Source organism: Faecalibacterium sp. AM43-5AT (assembly GCF_003603345.1).
Taxonomy (GTDB): Bacteria; Bacillota; Clostridia; order Oscillospirales; family Ruminococcaceae; genus Faecalibacterium; species Faecalibacterium taiwanense.
In genome coordinates this window covers 41,665-62,498 of sequence record NZ_QVGZ01000014.1, presented here as the reverse complement: position 1 = coordinate 62,498, position 20,834 = coordinate 41,665, and the positions used below count along the sequence as shown (strand labels likewise).

13 protein-coding genes are annotated in these 20,834 nt (G+C 59.6%); 7 read left to right on the top strand and 6 right to left on the bottom strand.

What is annotated here, in order from left to right; translation table 11 throughout:
* Positions 1 to 77: 77 nt before the first annotated feature.
* On the bottom strand, positions 78 to 797 hold the full coding sequence (radC, locus tag DW937_RS13205) for a DNA repair protein RadC (RefSeq protein WP_044953632.1): 720 nt from the start codon (positions 795 to 797) through the stop codon (positions 78 to 80).
* A gap of 162 nt (positions 798 to 959) precedes the next feature.
* Between radC and DW937_RS13200 the strand changes: the two genes are divergently transcribed.
* Both DW937_RS13200 and DW937_RS13195 read left to right on the top strand, forming a co-directional pair.
* Complete coding sequence (locus DW937_RS13200) at positions 960 to 1,979, top strand: RluA family pseudouridine synthase (protein WP_120121269.1); 1,020 nt, start codon at positions 960 to 962, stop codon at positions 1,977 to 1,979.
* Entirely contained in the window at positions 1,966 to 2,586 is a 621-nt protein-coding gene (locus DW937_RS13195; protein WP_120121267.1) for a CatA-like O-acetyltransferase, read from the top strand. The genes DW937_RS13200 and DW937_RS13195 overlap by 14 nt, the downstream gene beginning before the upstream one ends.
* A gap of 63 nt (positions 2,587 to 2,649) precedes the next feature.
* Here DW937_RS13195 and DW937_RS13190 read toward each other — a convergent pair whose 3' ends face one another.
* The 4 genes from DW937_RS13190 to DW937_RS13175 form a co-directional block, all read right to left on the bottom strand.
* Positions 2,650 to 3,042, bottom strand: a complete 393-nt coding sequence (locus tag DW937_RS13190; RefSeq protein WP_120121265.1) for a hypothetical protein — start codon at positions 3,040 to 3,042, stop codon at positions 2,650 to 2,652.
* Positions 3,043 to 3,054: 12 nt separating this feature from the next.
* Complete coding sequence (locus tag DW937_RS13185; protein WP_120121263.1) at positions 3,055 to 4,341, bottom strand: diaminopimelate decarboxylase; 1,287 nt, start codon at positions 4,339 to 4,341, stop codon at positions 3,055 to 3,057.
* 282 nt (positions 4,342 to 4,623) lie between these two features.
* Positions 4,624 to 6,519, bottom strand: coding sequence for a nucleoside-diphosphate sugar epimerase/dehydratase (locus tag DW937_RS13180; RefSeq protein ID WP_120121261.1), 1,896 nt, complete (start codon positions 6,517 to 6,519; stop codon positions 4,624 to 4,626).
* Positions 6,520 to 6,681: 162 nt separating this feature from the next.
* A complete protein-coding gene (locus DW937_RS13175) occupies positions 6,682 to 8,253 on the bottom strand; it encodes an oligosaccharide flippase family protein (RefSeq protein WP_120121259.1) in 1,572 nt (523 codons plus the stop codon).
* A 193-nt stretch (positions 8,254 to 8,446) separates the two neighbouring features.
* Between DW937_RS13175 and DW937_RS13170 the strand changes: the two genes are divergently transcribed.
* The 5 genes from DW937_RS13170 (at position 8,447) to DW937_RS13150 (ending at position 19,034) form a co-directional block, all read left to right on the top strand.
* Positions 8,447 to 9,280 carry an Mrp/NBP35 family ATP-binding protein gene (locus DW937_RS13170; protein ID WP_165852939.1) on the top strand — a complete coding sequence of 278 codons (834 nt, stop codon included), beginning with the start codon at positions 8,447 to 8,449 and terminating at the stop codon, positions 9,278 to 9,280.
* A 427-nt stretch (positions 9,281 to 9,707) separates the two neighbouring features.
* The gene (gdhA, locus tag DW937_RS13165) at positions 9,708 to 11,060 is read left to right on the top strand and encodes an NADP-specific glutamate dehydrogenase (RefSeq protein ID WP_120121257.1); all 1,353 of its coding nucleotides are present in this window, start codon (positions 9,708 to 9,710) and stop codon (positions 11,058 to 11,060) included.
* Between the two features lie 113 nt (positions 11,061 to 11,173).
* Positions 11,174 to 12,754, top strand: a complete 1,581-nt coding sequence (gene hcp / locus DW937_RS13160) for a hydroxylamine reductase (protein ID WP_165852938.1) — start codon at positions 11,174 to 11,176, stop codon at positions 12,752 to 12,754.
* A gap of 252 nt (positions 12,755 to 13,006) precedes the next feature.
* A complete protein-coding gene (gene gltB / locus DW937_RS13155; RefSeq protein WP_243111484.1) occupies positions 13,007 to 17,542 on the top strand; it encodes a glutamate synthase large subunit in 4,536 nt (1,511 codons plus the stop codon).
* Positions 17,543 to 17,555: 13 nt separating this feature from the next.
* Positions 17,556 to 19,034 (top strand): glutamate synthase subunit beta, encoded by a 1,479-nt coding sequence (locus DW937_RS13150; protein WP_118528835.1) that lies wholly within the window; start codon positions 17,556 to 17,558, stop codon positions 19,032 to 19,034.
* A gap of 76 nt (positions 19,035 to 19,110) precedes the next feature.
* Here DW937_RS13150 and DW937_RS13145 read toward each other — a convergent pair whose 3' ends face one another.
* Positions 19,111 to 20,826 carry a PASTA domain-containing protein gene (locus DW937_RS13145; RefSeq protein ID WP_120121250.1) on the bottom strand — a complete coding sequence of 572 codons (1,716 nt, stop codon included), beginning with the start codon at positions 20,824 to 20,826 and terminating at the stop codon, positions 19,111 to 19,113.
* Positions 20,827 to 20,834 lie beyond the last annotated feature (8 nt).

Genomic DNA, 20,834 nt, shown 5'->3' with positions numbered 1-20,834 from the left:
CACAATCAGTTGTATTTTACGGTTTGATTATAGCACACCAGTTTTATAATGTAAACACTTTTTTGTTGTTTCACAGATCAAGGCCAGAAAAGCGTACCTGTTTTAAAGTCATAGATCGGCAGGCGGTTTGCGTCCCGCATGGAGAAATACTCCGTATCGGTCAGGATGAAGTGATCCAGCAGATGGATGTTCACAAGGCCCAATGCCCGGGCAATATTGCCAGTGGCCTCCAGATCCTCCATGGAGGGCAAGGCCGCACCGTTGGGGTGGTTGTGGCTGAGCACCACCGTGTCGGTGCCGCCCTTGATGGCCGCAGACACCACATCCTTGATGTCCAGACTTACCCGGTCGGTGGTGCCTTCCCGCAGCCAGACCGCCGCGCGCACCCGCTTACGGCTGTCCAGACTGACCAGCATTGCACGCTCGTAATCCGACCACGCAAACTTCGCCATCAGATAGCTGCCCATCTGCTCCGTAGTTCTGATGCAGCGGGTAGTGCTGGTACGGCTGCGGCCATAGTAGCGGCTGATCTCCGGCAGCAGATGCAGCATCCGGGCTGTGGCCGGGCCTACACCCTCCACAGTGCACAGCTCTTCCTCGCTGGCTTCCAGCACAGCGGCAAAATCGCCAAAGCGGTCGATCAGGTCGTGAGCGATGCCGTTGGTGTCCTTCTGGGCGTTGGTGAGGTACAGCACATATTCCAGCGCTTCGTGCTCGGCCAGACTGTCCAGACCGTAGTTCTGCACCCGTTCGCGCATCCGCTGACGGTGTCCCTGATGCCGTTTGTGTTCTGCCATTGCGGTACTCTCCTTCTGATTCATTCCTTATAATAGTACCCATTTTGCGCCCGGAACTCAAGGCTTTGCGGTAAAATAGTTTTGATCCGGGGCGTTTCCGCGTTGACTTGCAGCCAAGGCTGTATTACTATAAAGGTATCTCTTGAAAATTGAGGAACATTTATGAAACAATATACCGCAACCGCCAACGACGACGGCGTTCGTCTTTCCCGCTTTGTGCAGAGCGTGACCCGCGATTTTCCCACCAGCCTTTTGTACAAGAGCTTCCGCAATAAGCGCGTGAAGGTAAACGGAAAAAAGGCCGTGCCGGAGTACCGCATTCAGGCAGGCGACCTGATCGAGCTGTACATCAACGACGAGTTTTTCCCGCCGGAAGGCGCAAAAACCGTGCAGAAGGCCGCGCCGAAAAAAAAGCAGAATCAGCCCAAGGTCAATGTCATTTATGAGGACGAAAACATTGCTGTGCTGTACAAACCCACCCACCTTTTGTGCCATAGCGACCGCACCGGCGATACAAACCTTGTGGACGCTTTTACCCAGTATCTGGCCGAAAAAGGCGAATACGACCCCCACGGCGAGAACCGGTTCAAGCCCGGCATTTGCAACCGGCTGGACCGCGGCACCGAGGGCCTTGTGATCGCCGCCAAGAGCTACACCGCCCTGCGGGACATGAACGAGATCATCCGCACTGATCTACTCAAAAAGGAGTACTACACCATCACGGTGGGTATCCCGCAGTCCGGGCGGTTCACCGCATGGTGGGAGCACGACGAGAAGAACAACAAGGTAAGCATCCACGCACACCAGTCGCAGGACGAGCGCCGCAAGCAGATCATCACCGATGTGGACGTGCTGCGCACCGCCGGACCGTTTGCGCTGTGCAAAATCGGCCTTGTCACCGGCCGCACCCACCAGATCCGCGCACATCTGGCCTATCTGGGCCGTCCGGTTCTGGGCGATATCAAGTACGGCAACCGCAAGATGAACGAGCGCACCGGAACCAAAACGCAGGCCCTGTGCGCTGTGCGGGTCACTTTTCTTGACATTCCCGAGGAAAACACCCTGCATTATCTCTCCGGCAAGGTGATCAAGCTGAAGGATCCGCAGATCCTAAAGCAGTTCGATGCGCTGGATAAAAACAAGGCGGAACCGGACAAAGGAGCCTCCCATGCAGAAAATTGATCTTGCCGTCTGGCCGCGGGCGGAGCTGTTCCGGTTCTTTTCCACCGTATCCGACCCGTTTTACAGCGTCACCTTCCGGGTGGATGTGACGAACCTCCACGCCTACACCAAAGCCCACGGCATTTCCTTCTACTATGCGCTGTGTTATCTGGCTACCGATGCTGTGAACGCCGTGGAGAATTTCCGCTACACCATCCGGGACGGCGAGGTTTTTCTGTTGGACGGGCGCATCCCCAGCTTCACCGACCTGAAACCCGATAGTGAGCAGTTCCATATCGTTACCCTGCCAAAAACCAGCACACTGGACGGGTTCTGCCACGCCGCCAAAGCGAAAAGTGACGCCCAGCAGAGCTTTCTTGACCAGAGCGGCGAACTGGACGACCTGATCTATTTCTCCTGCGTGCCGTGGTTCGACCTGACCGCCGCCACCAACGAGCGGGATTTCGACCGGGACGACAACATTCCCCGCATCTGCTGGGGCAAATATGTGCCCGCAGACGGCCGCGAAACGCTTGGTATGAGCGTGGAAGTGAACCACCGGTTCATCGACGGGTATCATCTGGGGCAGTTTTACCAGAAACTGCAACGTGCCATCAACACATTGTGAACTTTACTGCACGCAAAAAGGCTGCTGTACAAAACCGTACAGCAGCCTTTTCCGTTTCAGGATTTACCTTTTGTCCTGTTCTTCCTGTCTCTCCTGCTCTTGCCGCAGCTCCTTGATGCGCTTTTTCTCGCTCTTTACATGGGGCCATGGCCAGCTGAAGCCCTCATTCTCACGGCACCATTTGACCAGCGGATAGAAGGCGAAAGCCAGACCGAAGAGGTACAGCAGAGCGTACAACAGGGCATCCAGCGTGATGAGCGCATCCAGTGCACCGATCACCGCCACCACGCAGCCTGCCTTCAAAAAGAACAGGCCGTTCTGGCGGCAGTATTCCTCAAAGTGTTCCGCTTTGACGGCACGGCGGCCCTGATCTCCCCAGACACGGGGATTTTTCATGACCGAATAGCCGTAGAATACCATCATCAGGCCAAGGGTGAGCTGAAAGCCAAAAAACATTTATGATACCTCTTAATCTTCAAACAGCGGCTTCATCAGGGGCAGGAAATCCAATGTTGCAAAGTAATCGCGCGGAGTCTCGGCACGGCGGATCAGACGGTGGGTGCCATCCTCGCACAGCAGCACTTCGGCGCTGCGCAGCTTGCCGTTGTAGTTGTAGCCCATGGCAGAGCCGTGTGCACCGGTGTCGTGGATATAAACGATGTCGCCAATGTCGATCTTGGGCAGCATCCGGTCAATGGCAAACTTGTCGTTGTTCTCGCACAGACCGCCCACCACATCATACATGTGGTCGCAGGGCTCATTTTCCTTGCCCAGCACGGTGATGTGGTGGTAAGCGCCGTACATGGCCGGGCGCATCAGGTTGGCTGCGCAGGCGTCCAGACCGATGTATTCCTTATAGATGTGCTTTTCGTGGATGGCAGTTGCCACCAGTGCGCCGTAGGGGCCGGTGGTAAAGCGGCCCATCTCAGTAAAGATGGCCACATCGCCCATGCCTGCGGGCACCAGAATTTCCTCAAACTTCTTGCGCACACCCTCGCCGATGGCCATGATGTCGTTCTCGGTCTGCTCCGGGCGGTACGGGATGCCCACACCGCCGGACAGGTTGATATAACCGATGTGCACACCGGTGGCCTTCTGCACCCGGACAGCCAGCTGGAACAGGATTGCTGCCAGCTCGGGGTAGTACTCGTCGGAAATAGTATTGGAAGCAAGGAAAGCGTGGATGCCGAAGTTCTTGGCACCCTTGGCGGCCAGCTTCTTGTAGCTTTCGATCATCTGCTCCTCGGTCATGCCGTACTTGGCATCGCCGGGCTTGTCCATGACCTGAAAGCCCTCTTCGCTCTCGCCCAGACGGAAGGTGCCGCCCGGGTTATAGCGGCAGAAGATATTCTCCGGCACACCGGCGACACGCTCCAGAAATTCCACCATGGTGGCATCGTCCAGATTGATATAGGCACCCAGCTCGTAGGCCTTCTTCATATCCTCCACGGGAGTCTGGTTGGAGGAGAACATGATTTCACTGCCGGAGAAACCGCACACCTCGCTGAGCATCAGCTCAGTCAGAGACGAGCAGTCCACGCCGCAGCCCTCCTCCTTGAGGATCTGCAGGATGACAGGGTTTGGCAGAGCCTTGACGGCAAAATACTCCTTGAAGCCTTTGTTCCAGCTGAATGCCTTGTTGATGCGGCGGGCATTTTCACGGATGCCCTTCTCATCGTAGACATGGAACGGCGTGGGCACATCCTGAATGATCTCCTGTGCCATCGCCTCGGTCAGAAACGGTTTCTTTTCCATAGTAACATCCCTCTCATTTTATATGCACGCGGCCGATCGCCGCAGTGACATCAGTAGAAACTCCTTCCGTCATCGCTGATGCGATGCCACCCATTCCCCTTTTTGTCGCTTGCGCGACATCTGTTCCTCTCTTTGTCACCTGTGGTGACATTTCTCCCCGGCGCGGGGAGAATCTGTCCCGGCCGGGGGAAGTCTTTCTTAATGAGGGAGACTGAGGGAGGCTTTGCCGCACGGACAGGCTCCCTCTTTGAGGGGGCTGTCTGCGCAGCAGACTGGGGGAGTTTACAGCTTCAGATTCTGGCGGGTGGGGGTAAAGGTGGGGATCATCTTTGCCAGCTGCTGCACCACGCCCTCGTCGTTGTGCTCTGCCGCAGCGGCAAGCTCCTGCAGCTGCCCGTAGAACTCGGCCAGATCGATGCTGCGCGGCGAAGCCACAAAAATTTTATTGTGCTGGGTGCGGCGCATCTTATCCTGTTCCTCGTCCATCATCAGCTCTTCGTAGAGCTTCTCGCCCGGACGCAGACCCACAATCTTGATCTCCATATTCACGCCCGGCTCATAGCCGTAAAAGCGGATGAGCTGCTTTGCAAGATCCATGATCTTGACCGGCTCGCCCATGTCCAGCACATAGATATTGCCGCTTTCGGCCAGCGCACCGGCCTGCAGCACCAGCTGGGCCGCTTCCGGAATGGTCATAAAGTAACGCTCAATGTTGGGATCCGTCAGGGTGACAGGCCCGCCTTTTTTGATTTGAGCCTCAAACAGCGGAATGACGCTGCCGTGGCTGCCCAGCACATTGCCAAAACGCACAGCCACACACTTCATATCCGTGTTGCCTGCAAAGGTCTGGATGAGCATTTCGCAGATGCGCTTGGTACAGCCCATCACGCTGGTGGGGTTCACGGCCTTATCGGTGGAAAGCTGCACGAACCGCTCCACATCGTGTTCGCTGGCGCTCACCAGCAGATTTTTGGTGCCCAGAACATTGTTCTTGACCGCTTCTGCAGGGCTGACTTCCATCAGCGGCACATGCTTGTGTGCTGCCGCATGGAACACCACAGTGGGATGATATGTTTCAAAAACCTCATCCAGACGCTTTTTATCGCGGATGGAGCCAATGAGCACCGTTACCGGGATATCCCGGCCGTACTTCTGCTGCAGCTCCATCAAAAGCTCATAGGCGCAGTTCTCGTAGATATCAAAAATAAGCAGCTTGCCGGGCTTGAAGCGCATCACCTGACGGCACAGTTCGCTGCCGATGGAGCCGCCGCCGCCCGTGACCAGAACGGTCTTGCCGGTGAGGTAGCCGGAGATCTGATTGGTATCCAGAGTCACCTCATCGCGGGAAAGGAAGTCCGCCGGGTTCAACTCGCGGAAGGCTCCCTGCTGCGGTGTACCGCTGCCCACCAGCTGCGGGTCACTAAGCAGCTGCACCGCACAATGGGTGCTGACGCACAGGTCGATGACATGGTTCAGCTTGCTGCCCTTCAGGGTAGGAATGGCGATGATGATGCTGTGGATGCCGTAGCGCTTGCACAGGTCCGGGATCTCTTCCAGCGTGCCCTTCACCGGCACCCCGTGGATGGTCTGGTTGAGTTTTGTGGGATCATCGTCCACCGCCACCACCGCGTGGCCGTATTCCTTATTGGACTTGCACACGTTGATGGCCCATGCACCGGCCTCCCCTGCACCCACGATCATCACGGGCCGGTTGGGGTCCTTGCTTGCAGCGCCGCGCAGCCTTTCGCCCAGCGGATGGTTCAAAAACAGCCGCCATGCCAGACGGCTGCCGCCCACCAGCAGGAAGATGAGCACCGCCGCCATACAGTTGGCGGAGTTGAACAGCACTCCGTGGATGCACAGCCGGTTGACAAAGTACACAATGACGGTTGGTACGCCGATCATTCCGGCAAGGCGGATCAGATCGCGCTCACCGGCGTACTTCCACAGAACGGAGTACAACCCGCCTGCCAGAAAGCAGATAATATATACCGCCACGATCCACGGCAGGTTTGCGTACAGAATGGCACGGTTGTGGGGCCACCATGTGGCTTCCACTGCACCGTCTGCACGCAGCAGCAGCGCAAAATAAAAGCTGAATGCAACAATGGCTGCATCCAGCAGCACAAGCAACGCCCGGCGCGCAAGCACCTGCGGCGTGTTCTTTTTATCTTTCACAAAAAAGTCCTCTTTTTGCACACGGCGTAAAACGCCGCTGTTTTTGTCGGAAGGAGCTTCCGGCGTTCCGTCCTGCCCGGCGCACCGGACAGCCCTATCTTTATATTATACTCAGAACACTGCAGAATGTCCAGAAAATTTGAATCCGCTGCCAAACTCCCTCTATTTTTTCGGTCTGCCGGGCCGGTGCGCAGCCCAGAGCGCGGCTGCTTCCTCTCCAAGGCCCAGCGGCCATGCCGCCAGCAGGAACACTCCTGTGGTAGCGCAGCCGCCTACGCCCAACGCGGCCAGCTGCAAAGGCAGCCGAGCCGCAAACCCATCCGCAAGCAGCTTCCGCAACGCCATGCCAGCCGCCGCGGCCAGCACAGCTGCCAGTGCCGGTGCACCCAGCCAGCGGCGGAATGCATGCTGCGTGCCGCTGGAAAACAGCAGATGCCCGGTGTTGGCCGCGCAGGTGTACAGGCTGGAAAGCAGGATCACTGCCAAAAAGCCCTTCATGCCAAAGCGCGGCAGCAGCGCCACCACCCCGCCAATGCGCAGGATGGAATCCCACACGCTGTAGCGGAAGGCCGCCTTCTGCTCCCCTATCCCTTTCATGGCACCGTCCACCATGCTTTCCAGATACATCAGCGGCATGGCAGGAGCCAGCGTTTCCAGATAAAATCCGGCATCCGTACTTTGGTACAAAAGCTGTGCCAGCGGCCGTCCCCACACCCAGAACAGCACCCCTGCCAGCGCGGAAAAATAGCCGGTGAGCCGCAGCATCCGGTTCAAAAGTGCGTTGAGCCGTTCGGTTTGGCCCAGAATATGAGCCTGCGTGATCTCCGGCATCAGCAGCACCGAAAGACTGCCCAGCAGGCCAAATGGGAACGTAAGCAGCGGCAGAGCCATGCCTTTCAGTTCTCCGTACTGCTCCAGCGCGGTGGTGCGTCCGCCCGCGTTGATCAGATAGACCGCAAGGCAGGCGGGCACCAGCATGTTCTCTGCGGTATGCAGAGCGCTTGCCAGCACCCGCCCGCCCTCCACCGGCCACAGGATCTCCCACAGACGGCGGGCAGGGTCTGCCGGGCGGACGGCTTTTTGCCCCGCAAAGGCACTGCGGGCATCCCGCCGGTAAAAGACCAGCATGCACAGCGCCGACACCGCTTCGCTGACGGCGGTAGCTCCCAGCACCAGCATACAGCGCACGCCCACCGCAAGGCCCTCGGTGCGGGTAAGCGCCAGTGCCACCAGCGCGATGCGCACCGTCTGCTCCGTAAGCTGGCTGAACACATTGGGAGCTACATGCCGTCGGGCGATGAAAAAACCGCGCAGCACCGCCGAGACCGCCATCCATGGCATTCCCAGCGCTGAAACGCGCAAAGCGCCGGCAGCGCGGACATCGCCAAGCCAGCACCGGGCCGAAAGATCCGCTGTTGCCAGCTGCAGTGCGGCGGCAAACAGCCCCAGCACAAGCCCCGCCGCCAGCAGATGCCGCAGCATCCCCCGGGCCGCACCGCGGGCAGCGTCCGGGCCGCTGAGCTCCTCGGTCATGAGCCGGGTAGCTGCCACCGAGATGCCCGCCGTTGCCAGCGTGACGAACAGTGAATACACCGCCAGCACCAGCTGGTAAAGGCCCATCCCCTCGCCGCCCAGCTCGTTTGCCAGCCAGATGCGCAGGCCCATGCCGGCCAGCCGCAGCACCACGTCTGAGCCGGTAAGCAGCGCTGCATTTTTTAAATAGCTCTGCCGCATGGCACACACCCTCCTGACGGTCACAGTCTCCCTTTTCAGCCTATGCATCTGCGCTCTGAAAAAGACGAGCGGCGCGGCGGGTTGTTTCCCGCGCACTTTTATGGTATAGTAAAGGGGCGGCCTTTGCAGCCGTATTCTGATCAAGGAGGAAGCACACGGCAAACGCCCCGCGCCCGCCGTGCGCAAAAAGAGAATGAGCGAAGAATGCACCCATGACTGCTCCAGCTGCGGAGCAGCATGTTCTTCCCGCGATGCAGCGCCCAAGCATGACGCACCCAACCCCAACAGCAGCGTCAAAAAGGTCATCGGCGTTGTGTCCGGCAAAGGCGGCGTTGGCAAGAGCATGACCAGCGCCCTGCTGGCCTGCGCCATGGCACGCCGCGGCTACCACTGTGGCATTCTGGATGCCGACATCACCGGCCCTTCCATCCCCAAGCTCTTCGGCATCCATGGCCGCGCCATGGCCGACGACAAGGGCTGCTGGCCCATCCAGAGCCGCATGGGCATTGATGTTATGAGCATCAACCTGCTGGTGGAAAATGAGGAAGACCCCGTTGTGTGGCGCGGCCCGGTCATTGCCGGTGCTGTCAAGCAGTTCTGGACCGATGTGGTCTGGAAGGACGTGGACTTTCTGTTCGTGGACATGCCCCCGGGAACCGGTGATGTGCCCCTGACCGTGTTCCAGAGCCTGCCGGTGGACGGCATTGTTGTGGTGGCAAGCCCGCAGGAGCTGGTGAGCATGATCGTTGCCAAGGCCGTGAACATGGCTGAAATGATGAAGGTGCCCATGCTGGGCATCGTGGAGAACATGAGCTACATCGTCTGTCCCGACTGCGGCAAGCACATCAATGTGTTCGGCGAGAGCCATGTGGATGAGGTGGCTGCAAAGCATGGCCTGCCCGTGCTGGCCAAGTGTCCCATCGACCCGAAGCTGGCCGAGCTGTCGGACGCCGGTCTCATCGAGACCTACGGCGGCGAATTTTTGGAAGGTGCCGCAGATGCCTGCGAAAAGCTGCTGAAAAAGTAAAAATCGTTTCTCTGCCCTGTGCCGTTTGCGTGGTGCAGGGCTTTTTGGTTGCAGAAAATATGGCTTTCTGCGCCTGCAGAATGCAGCAAAATGGAGAAAAGACGTTCTTTTCCGTATTTCTTTTGTTCTGCCAGCGCTTTAAAAAACAAGGTTCTGTGCAGTTTTTTTCTTTTATTTTTCGTTTTGTGAAGCCGCCGCAACTTTTCATCTGTTTTTTTGAAGCATTTTCTGCTTTCTCTCTATTGTCAAACCCACAGAAATGCTTTATAATAATAAAGCGGTCTGCAGCCATAAGCTGGCCGGTGTGTAAGAATGGAAATCCGGGATCGTCCCATAGCGTTTTAGCAGCGCGTCCGCTGTGCGGTGTGCCGGGCGGTTTCGTCTTTTTCAAATTTTATAGAGTAATTGGGAAAAGGAGTATTCTACTATGCTGACGAATGAATACCTGAAGCGCGTTTACGAAGGTCTGGAAAAGCGCAATGCCAACGAGCCTGAGTTCCTGCAGGCTGTGCGCGAGGTTCTGGAGAGCATCCAGCCCGTTGTGGAGAAGCACCCCGAGTACGAGAAGGCCGGCCTGATCGAGCGCATGGTCGAGCCGGAGCGCATCATCACCTTCCGTGTGCCTTGGGTAGACGATCAGGGCAAGGTTCAGGTGAACCGCGGCTACCGTGTGCAGTTCAACAGCGCCATCGGCCCCTACAAGGGCGGCCTGCGCTTCCATCCCTCTGTCAATCAGGGCATCCTGAAGTTCCTCGGCTTTGAGCAGATCTTCAAGAACAGCCTGACCACCCTGCCCATGGGCGGCGGCAAGGGCGGCTCTGACTTTGATCCCCACGGCAAGAGCGACATGGAAGTGATGCGCTTCTGCCAGAGCTTCATGACCGAGCTGTACCGTCACATCGGCCAGTTCGTGGACTGCCCCGCCGGTGATATCGGTGTCGGCGGCCGCGAGGTCGGCTATATGTTCGGCCAGTACAAGCGCCTGACCAACAGCTTCCAGGGCGGCATGCTCACCGGCAAGGGCCTGACCTTTGGCGGCTCTCTGGCCCGTACCGAGGCTACCGGCTACGGCCTGTGCTACTTCACCGCTGAAGCTCTGAAGTGCATGCGCAACGACAGCTTTGAGGGCAAGACCGTGGTCATCTCCGGTTCCGGCAATGTTGCGATCTACGCCTGCGAGAAGGCTACCCAGCTGGGTGCCAAGGTCGTGACCATGTCCGACTCCAACGGCTATGTCTACGATCCCAACGGTATCGATCTGGCTTACGTCAAGGACCTGAAGGAAGTGCGCCGCGGCCGTATCAAGGAGTACGCCGAGACCCACGCAGGTGCAACCTATGTGGCAGACTGCACTAAGGTCTGGACTGTCCCCTGCGACATCGCCCTGCCCTGCGCAACCCAGAACGAGATCAACAAGGAGTCCGCTGAGGCTCTGGTGAAGGGCGGCTGCACTGTCGTGTGCGAGGGTGCCAACATGCCCAGCACCCCGGAGGCCATCGAGGTCTACCTGTCCAACGGCATCCTGTACGGACCTGCAAAGGCTTCCAACGCAGGCGGCGTGGCCACCTCCGGTCTGGAGATGAGCCAGAACTCTGAGCGTCTGAGCTGGAGCTTTGAGGAAGTGGATGCCAAGCTGAAGGGCATCATGGAGGGCATCTTCCATGCTTCCTACGATGCATCTGTGGCTGCCGGTTCCGAGGGCAACCTGATGGTCGGTGCAAACTGCGCCGGCTTCCTGAAGGTCGCTACCGCCATGATGGCTCAGGGCATCACCTACTAAGTCATACCGCATCGTCTAAGAGCCGCGCCCGCAGGGGTGCGGCTCTTTTTTGGTATAACCCCGCCCCGCTCTGCCCACACTGGCAGTATCTTATGGCAGAAAGGGAGTTTTGTATGGACGAGCAGATGTTTTGTTTTCAGTGTGAGCAGGCGGCGGGCTGCACCGCCTGCACCGGCGCAGCGGGGGTGTGCGGCAAGTCGGCCGAGACAGCCGCCGCACAGGACCGGCTCACCGGGGCGCTCATCGCGTTTGCCGGGCAGCTCATCGCGGCGGGGCGCGGCCCGACCCCGGAACAGGCCCGGCTGCTGATGCAGGGGCTGTTCACCACCATTACCAACGTGAACTTTGACACCGCCGCCGTGGACGCACTGACCCGCCGGGTGCACGACGCCAGCCCCGGCACCGGCCCGGACTACGACATGCAGGCCCTCTGGCGGGAACCGGACGCCGACCGGCGCAGCCTGAAATGCTTTGTGCTGTTCAGCCTGCGGGGCATGGCCGCCTACAACTACCACGCCCGAGTGCTGGGCCGCATCGACCCGGAGCTGGACCGGTTCTTCTGTACCGCCCTGCAGGCCGTGGGCGACCCCGGCCAGACCACCGACGCCCTGTGGCAGCTGGTGCAGGCCACAGGAGAAGCCAGCTACCGCTGCATGGAGCTGCTGGACGCGGCCAACACCGGCGCGTTTGGCGATCCGGAACCGGTGCAGGTGCCCCTGACCATTGAAAAGGGGCCGTTCATCGTGATTTCCGGCCACGACCTCTACGACGCACAGCAGCTGCTGGAACAGACCGCAGGCCGGGGCGTCAACGTCTACACCCACTCGGAGATGCTGCCCGCCCACGGCTACCCGGAGCTGAAGCGCCGCTACCCCCACCTCAAGGGCAACTTTGGCACCGCATGGCAGAACCAGCAGCGGGAGTTCGAGGACATCCCCGCGCCCATCCTGTTCACCACCAACTGCATCATGCCCCTGCGCGCCAGCTACGCCGACCGGGTGTTCACCACCTCGGTGGTGGCTTACCCCGGCGTGCCCCACATCGACGAAGGACGCGACTTTTCCCCGGTGATCGAAAAGGCGCTGGAGCTGGGCGGCTACGCGCAGGACACCCTCCTGCCCGGCCTGAACGGCGGCTCCACGGTGACCACCGGTTTTGCCCGCACCGCCGTGCTGCAGCACGCGGACGAGATCGTGCAGGCGGTGCGGGACGGTAAGCTGCGGCACTTCTTTCTGGTGGGCGGCTGCGACGGCACCCGGCCCAGCCGCCGCTACTACACCGAGTTTGCCCGCCTTACCCCGCCCGACACCATCCTGCTGACCCTGGCCTGCGGCAAGTTCCGCCTGAACGACCTGCCCCTTGGCACCGTGCCGGGCACCGGCCTGCCCCGCATCCTGGACGTGGGCCAGTGCAACGACGCCTACAGCGCCATCCGCATCGCATTGGCGCTGGCCGACGCCTTTGGCTGCGGCGTCAACGACCTGCCCCTCTCGCTGGTGCTGTGCTGGTTTGAGCAGAAGGCCGTGTGCATCCTCATCGCGCTGCTGGCGCTGGGCATCCGGAACATCCGGCTGGGGCCTACCCTGCCCCCGTTCCTCTCGCCGGGGGTGGTGCGCACCCTGCAGGAACGGTACGGTCTCAAGCCCATTGCCACCCCGGAAGCCGACCTGCAGGCCATTCTGGGCAGACATTGAGCCTGCACTGTTCTCACTATAGCTACAACTGACCGCCATACGCGGCGTTTCGCACAAGAAGCAGTGGAAAGCCGCTGTTATATTTGGTGCAGCTGTCACTTGAAGATTCTTCACGGCTCGCTATAATAATAAGTACCGGAACAAAGGCGTTCCGCAAGGGTAAAGTATGCCCTTGCGGGGCGCTTTTTCTTTTTTGTCAAAATGCGGAGGGTGCCGCACCGGTGAGGATTTTAGATAAGGATGGGAAAGTCTATGGAAAACTTTACAGAGCAGAAAAACACCCTTGGTCTGTACGATCCACAGTTTGAGCACGATGCCTGCGGCATTGGCGCTGTGGTGGATATCAAGGGCCGCAAAAGCCATCAGACCGTGGACGATGCACTGGCCATTGTGGAACGGTTGGAGCACCGTGCCGGCAAGGATGCCGAGGGCAAGACCGGCGACGGTGTGGGCATTTTGCTGCAGATCAGCCACAAGTTCTTCTCCAAGGTTGCTGAAGAGCTGAACATCAGCCTTGGCAACGAGCGCGAGTACGGCGTAGGCATGTTCTTCTTCCCCCAGAGCGAACACCTGCGTGCGCAGGCCATGAAGCTGTTCGAGGTGGTCACCCGCAAGGAAGGCCTCGAATTTCTGGCATGGCGCAAGGTTCCCGTGAACCCGGATGCCGTGGGCCAGAAAGCCCGCGACTGTATGCCTGCTATCTGGCAGTGCTTCATCAAAAAGCCCGCCAAGGTGAGCAAGGGCATCGATTTTGACCGCAAGCTGTACATTGTGCGCCGCGTGTTCGAGCAGGCCAGCAACGGCACTTATGTGCCCAGCCTGTCCAGCCGCACCATCGTGTACAAGGGCATGTTCCTTGTGCACGACCTGCGCCTGTTCTATACCGACCTGCAGGACGAGGATTATGAATCCGCTATCGGCATGGTGCACAGCCGCTTCTCCACCAACACCAACCCCAGCTGGATGCGCGCACACCCCAACCGCTTCATCCTGCACAACGGCGAGATCAACACCATCAAGGGCAACACGGATGCCATGCTGGCCCGTGAAGAGAGCATCTCCAGCTCCATCATGCAGGACGACATGAACAAGATCCTGCCCATCATCAACACTTCCGGCTCCGACTCCGCCATGTTGGATAACGCGCTGGAATTCATGGTGATGAACGGCATGGATCTGCCTCTGGCCGTGATGATCACCATTCCCGAGCCGTGGGAGAACAACAAGAACATCAGCCAGAAAAAGCGCGATTTCTACCAGTATTATGCCACCATGCTGGAGCCTTGGGATGGCCCCGCTGCCATCCTCTTCTCGGACGGCGACGTGATGGGCGCTGTGCTGGACCGCAACGGTCTGCGCCCCAGCCGCTATTACATCACCAAGGACGGCCGCATGATCCTGTCCTCCGAGGTGGGTGTGCTGGAATGCGAGCCGGATAATATTTTGGTCAAGGATCGTCTGCGCCCCGGCAAAATGCTGTTGGTGGACACCGTGAAGGGCGAAGTGGTGGACGACGAAAAGCTCAAGGAGTTCTACGCCAGCCGTGAGCCTTACGGCGAGTGGATCGACCGCAACCTTGTGGAGCTGGCCAGACTAAAAATTCCCAACGTGAAGGTGGAAAGCTATACCGGCGACCAGCTCACCCGCCTGCAGAAGGTGTTCGGCTACAAGTATGAGGATGTGAACACCATGATCCTCTCCATGGCACGGGCAGGCGCAGAGCCTTCCGGCGCTATGGGCACCGACACCCCGCTTGCTGTGCTGAGCAACCAGCATCCGCCGCTGTTCAATTACTTCAAGCAGCGCTTTGCGCAGGTCACCAACCCGCCCATCGATGCCATCCGCGAAAAGGTGGTCACTTCCACCAGCGTGTATATTGGCGCACACGGCAACCTGCTGGAGGACAAGCCCGAGAACTGCAAGGTTCTCAAGGTGCACAACCCCATCCTGACCAGCACCGACCTGCTCAAGATCAAATACATGAACGTGCCCGGCTTCAAGGTAGCCACGGTGTCCATCAACTACTATAAGAATACCAGTCTGGAAAAGGCCATCGACCGTGTATTTCTGGAGGTCGACCGTGCCTACAAGGATGGTGCAAACATCATCATCCTTTCTGACCGCGATGTGGATGAATATCACGTGACCATTCCCAGCCTGCTGGCAGTGTCCGCGGTTTCGCAGTACCTGATCCGCACCAAGAAGAGCACCGCACTGGCCCTGATCCTGGAAAGTGCAGAGCCGCGCGAGGTGCACCACTTTGCCGCTCTGCTGGGCTACGGTGCCTGCGCCATCAACCCCTATCTGGCACATGAGACCATCGGCCAGCTCATCGACGAAGGCCTGCTGGACAAAGATTACTATGCAGCCGTGGAGGACTACGACAACGCCATCCTCAGCGGCATTGTGAAGATCGCCTCCAAGATGGGCATTTCCACCATCCAGAGCTACCAGAGCAGCCAGATCTTTGAGGCTGTGGGCATCTCCAAGGATGTCATCGACAAATACTTCACCGGCACGGTGAGCCGTGTGGGCGGCATTACCCTTTCGGACATTCAGGCCGATGTGGAAGCCCAGCACAACGCAGCCTTCGACCCGCTGGGTCTGGACATCAACATGGAGCTGGCCGACAGCGGCGCACACAAGTTCCGCAGCGGCAAGGAAGAACACCTGTTCAACCCCCAGACCATCCACCTGTTCCAGAAAGCCTGCTGGACGAACGACTACTCGGCTTTCAAGCAGTTCACCAGCACCGTGGACAATATGGGTGCTGACGGCGTGCATCTGCGCAGCCTGCTGGACTTCAACTACGCTCCTGACGGCGGCATCCCGCTGGAAGAGGTGGAGCCGGTAAGCTCCATCGTCAAGCGGTTCAAGGGTGCAGCCATGAGCTACGGTGCCCTGAGCAGTGAAGCCCATGAGACCATTGCCATTGCCCTGAACCGTCTGGGCGGCCGCAGCAACACCGGCGAGGGCGGCGAACCCGAAGAGCGCTACCACAGCGAGAGCAATTCCAAGATCAAGCAGGTGGCTTCCGCACGCTTTGGTGTGACGAGCAAATACCTCGTTTCTGCGGAAGAGATCCAGATCAAGCTGGCACAGGGTGCAAAGCCCGGTGAGGGCGGCAACCTGCCCGGTGCCAAGGTATATCCGTGGATCGCAAAGACCCGCCACAGCACCACCGGTGTGGGCCTGATCTCTCCCCCGCCGCACCACGATATCTACTCCATCGAGGACCTTGCAGAGCTGATCTACGACCTGAAGAACGCCAACCGCAGCGCCAACATCAATGTCAAGCTGGTCAGTGAGGCCGGCGTTGGCACCATTGCGGCCGGTGTTGCCAAGGGCGGCGCACAGGTCATTCTGGTGTCCGGCTACGACGGCGGCACCGGTGCAGCACCGCGTACTTCCATCAAGCACGCTGGCCTGCCGTGGGAGCTGGGCATCGCCGAGACCCATCAGACCCTGATCCTGAACGGCCTGCGCACCCGCGTGCGCATCGAGAGCGACTCCAAGCTGCTCTCCGGCCGCGATGTTGCCATCAGCTGTATGCTGGGCGCAGAGGAGTTCGGCTTCGGCACTACCCTGCTGATGGCCGAGGGCTGCGTGATGATGCGTGTGTGCAATCTGGATACCTGCCCCATGGGCATCTGCACCCAGAACCCGGAGCTGCGCAAGAACTTCAAGGGCAAGCCGGAATACATCATCAACTACCTCACCTTTGTGGCCGAGGAGCTGCGCGAGTACATGGCAAAGCTGGGCGTGCGCACCATCGATGAACTGGTGGGCCGCACCGACCTGCTCAAGGTCAAGCCTGCCGCACCCGGCAGCCGCGCTTCCAAGATGGATCTCGACTGCATCCTGCACAACCCTGCCATCGAGAACAGCAATGTTCACTTCGTGAAGGAGGATACCTACGACTTCCATCTGGAAAACACCCTCGATATGAAGGTGCTGATGAAGAAGTTCAAGCTCAGCAGCAAGAATGCCCAGAGCGTGACGCTGGATGTCTCCAACACCGACCGCGCCTTTGGTGCCATCTTTGGCAGCGAGATCACCCGCAAATACGGCAACAGCCTGCCGGATGATGTTTACACCGCCCACTGTGTGGGTGCAGGCGGCCAGAGCTTTGGTGCGTTCATCCCGGGCGGCCTGACGCTGGACCTTGTGGGCGACTGCAACGACTACATGGGCAAAGGCCTTTCCGGCGGCAAGATCGTCGTGCGCCCGCCCAAGGACATCACCTTTAAGCCGGAAGAGAACATTATCACCGGCAACGTGGCCCTGTACGGTGCTACCAGCGGCAAGGCGTTCATTTCCGGCGTGGCCGGTGAGCGCTTCGCCGTGCGCAACAGCGGTGCCACCGCCGTTGTGGAGGGCGTTGGCGACCACGGCTGCGAGTACATGACCGGCGGCACGGTGGTGGTTCTGGGCCAGACCGGCAAGAACTTTGCAGCCGGTATGACCGGCGGCATCGCCTACGTGCTGGACGAGAACTGGGACTTCTACCAGCGCGTGAACAAGGAGACCGTCAGCCTGGAGCCTGTGGAGCACAAGTACGATGTTGCCACCCTGAAAGAGCTGATCCGCGAACATGTGGAGGCCACCGGCTCTCCCCGCGGCAAAGAGATCCTCGACAACTTCAGCGAATTCCTGCCCAAGTTCAAGAAAGTTCTGCCCTACGATTATGACCGTATGCTGCGTGTGATCGCATCCGTTGAGGAGCGCGGTCTGGACGGCGAACAGGCACAGATCGAAGCATTCTACACGGTGCAGAAGAAGAAGTAAGGAGGGCAGCGTTATGGGTAAGACAACTGGATTTATCGACTATACGCGCAAAACCAGCACGGATGTTCCGCCGCTGGAACGCATTGAAAACTTTAACGAATTTCACGTCTGGCTCTCCCGCGAGGAGCAGCAGACGCAGGCAGCACGCTGCATGGACTGCGGTGTTCCCTTCTGTCAGGCCGGCATGATGATCGGCGGCATGGCCTCCGGCTGCCCGCTGAACAATCTCATCCCGGAGTGGAACGACCTTGTTTATCATGGCAAGTGGGAGCTGGCCATGCATCGGCTGATGGCCACCAACCGTTTTCCGGAGTTCACCAGCCGGGTGTGCCCTGCCCTGTGTGAAGCGGCCTGCACCTGCGGCGATGTGACCGGCAGCAGCGTGACCGTGCGCGAGAACGAGCACGCCATTATCGAAACGGCTTACGCCAAGGGCTGGCTGCACGCCGCACCGCCGCCCTCCCGCACCGGCAAGAGCGTAGCTGTGGTGGGCAGCGGCCCCTCCGGCCTTTCGGTGGCTGAATACCTGAACAAGCGCGGCCACGCCGTGACTGTGTTCGAGCGTGCAGACCGCGTGGGCGGCCTGCTGATGTACGGCATCCCCAACATGAAGCTGGACAAATCCGTCATCGAGCGCCGCATCAAGATCATGCAGGCTGAGGGCGTGGAGTTCCGCACCAACATGGATGTGGGCGGGGCGGTTGCCGCCGAAGAGCTGCTGAACGGCTACGATGCCGTGGTGCTGTGCTGCGGTGCCAAGAAGGCCCGCGACCTGAATGTGCCCGGCCGCGATGCAAACGGCGTGCACTTTGCCGTGGACTACCTGACCAGCGTGACCAGAAGTCTGCTGGACAGCCAGTTCGCGGACGGCAAGGCCATCGATACCAAGGGCAAGAATGTTCTGGTGATCGGCGGCGGTGATACCGGCAACGACTGTCAGGGCACGGCCCTGCGGCAGGGCTGCACCGATCTGGTGGCACTGGAAATGATGCCGCAGCCGCCCAAGGAGCGTGCAGCCTCCAACCCGTGGCCGGAGTGGCCCCGTGTGCTGAAGGTGGACTACGGCCAGACCGAGTGCCTTGCAAAGTTTGGAAAGGACCCGCGCGTGTACCAGACCACCGTGAAGGAATTTTTGAAGGATGATGCAGGCAATCTGACCGGTGCTATCATCTCCTACCTGAAGCCGGAACGGAACCCCGAGACCGGCCGTACCAGCATGGTGCCCACCGGTGAAGAATTTACCTACAACTGCCAGCTGGCGTTCATCGCCGCAGGCTTTACCGGCTGCGAAAGCTACGTGGCCGATGCATTTGGCGTGGAGCTGACCGCACGCGGCAACGTGGCAGACCACAGCTTCAAGACCAACGTGGAAAAGGTGTTCGTTTGCGGCGATATGCGCCGCGGCCAGAGCCTTGTGGTGTGGGGCCTGCGCGAAGGCCGCGACTGCGCCGCCGAGGTAGACCGCTACCTGATGGGCTACACCAACCTCTAACTAAGCTATTCTCTTTCCTATCCTAAACAAGCAGAAGCGGGGGCCTTTGCAAGGCTCCCGCTTCTGCTTTTGTTTTTTAGTCTGTATTGTATTCCGGTTCCGTGGGGGTAGGATCTGTTGTTTCCGGAGGGGCCGGCTCTGTCGTGGTGGGTTCGGTAGCGGCGGGTTCCTCCGGTGTTACCGTGATTTGCACACTGGGGTCTGCCGCAATATACACGGTGATCACCGTGCCCACTTCCACCTTGGTGCCCGGCTCCTCGCTGGTACGCACCACGCAGCCGGATGCATAGGAGCCATCGTTCACCACCATAAAGCAGCTGGCCACAAGGCCCCGGGCTTCCAGTTCCTTTACCGCGCCATCCTGCGTAAAGCCGATGATATTGGGCATCTCGGCCATCTGCGGGCCTTTGCTCACCACCAGCCGTATGGTCTCCCCTGCCTTGAGCACAGTGTCCGCGCTCGGCTCCTGCTGGATGATCTGGCCCGCCGGGGCGGTATCGCTGTATTCCTCGGTGACGTAGAACAGATACATACTGGTATATTCCCGGTTGTTCTGCACCTGCGTGTAGTCCATGCCAATAAAGTTCGGCACAAGGTTCTGCGGCACCATCACCTCGCTGCTGGCCGGTTCCGACTCCGCAGCCGACGCAGCAGGCTGGTGAATGTGCTGGCTCAGCACGCTCCACAGCGTGAGCAGAATGAGGATGGACAGCAGGATCACGATGCCTGCCAGCAGCGCTTTTAAGCTGAGCAGATGCTCCTTGCGTTCCGGCTCCGGCGGGGCTGTGCGCACCGGAGTCTCCGGCTTCATGGTGCGGGTCAGCTCGGCGGTGTATTCCTTGGAAGAAAGGGCCTGATACAGCTGCGGCACGGTCTGGATGCGCTCCATGGGCCGCAGGCGCAGGCCCAGCTGCAGCACCTGCGAGACGTACAGCGGCAGGCTGCCGTTCACCGATTTTGCGCGTGGGTTGGAGTCTGCCACCATGCGCTGCGCTGCAGGCACCGGGGCCTGCCCGCACACCATGCGGTAGAACACGGCCGCAAGGCTGTATTCATCGGTATAGCGGCCCTCGAACTCTGCGGTGGAATACTGCTCCGGGGCGGAATAGCCTTCGTACAGCTGTTCGTGCAGGCCGCTGCCCGCCGTGCGCAGGCCCACCGTGGCATAGCCTGCCAGACGGCAGCGGTCGTTTTCCATCACGCGGATGTTCTCCGGGCAGATACCGCGGTGCACCAGACCGATCTTGTGCATGGCGGCTACGCCTTCAAACACCGGCTGCAGCATGGTGCAGGCATCGTCCGGGCGGATGGTGCCGGGGTGGTTTTCCAGCCACTGATCCAGCGGGGTGCCGCCCAGATTTTCCAGAATGGCGTAAACGCTGTTATTGGCTTCCACCACATCCAGCACGGCTTCCAGACCATTGGCCGGAGTGATGCGCTGGATGGAGCGGTACAGGTCCGCAAAATCCATGCGGGTGGTCTTGAACAGCACCTCACTGCCGGTCTTGGGCCGCAGGGTGCTTTCTGCCGTGCGCTCCGCCGTGAGGGTAATGGGCAGATATTCCTTGATGGTCACCCGGAAACGGCCCAGATTCTCTGCGCCGCGGTAGAGGATGCCCTCGCCGTCGATGCTCAGCATTTCCCCTACGGTGTAGCGCCCGGCCAGCACGGTGCCCACCGGCAGGGTGCCGCCGGGGTTGCGCCCGGCAAAGCTTTTGCCGCAGTGCGGGCAGCTTTGTGCTGCTCCGGGCAGCGGCTGCAGGCAGTATGGACACAGGCGTGTTGCTTCCATTGTGGTCT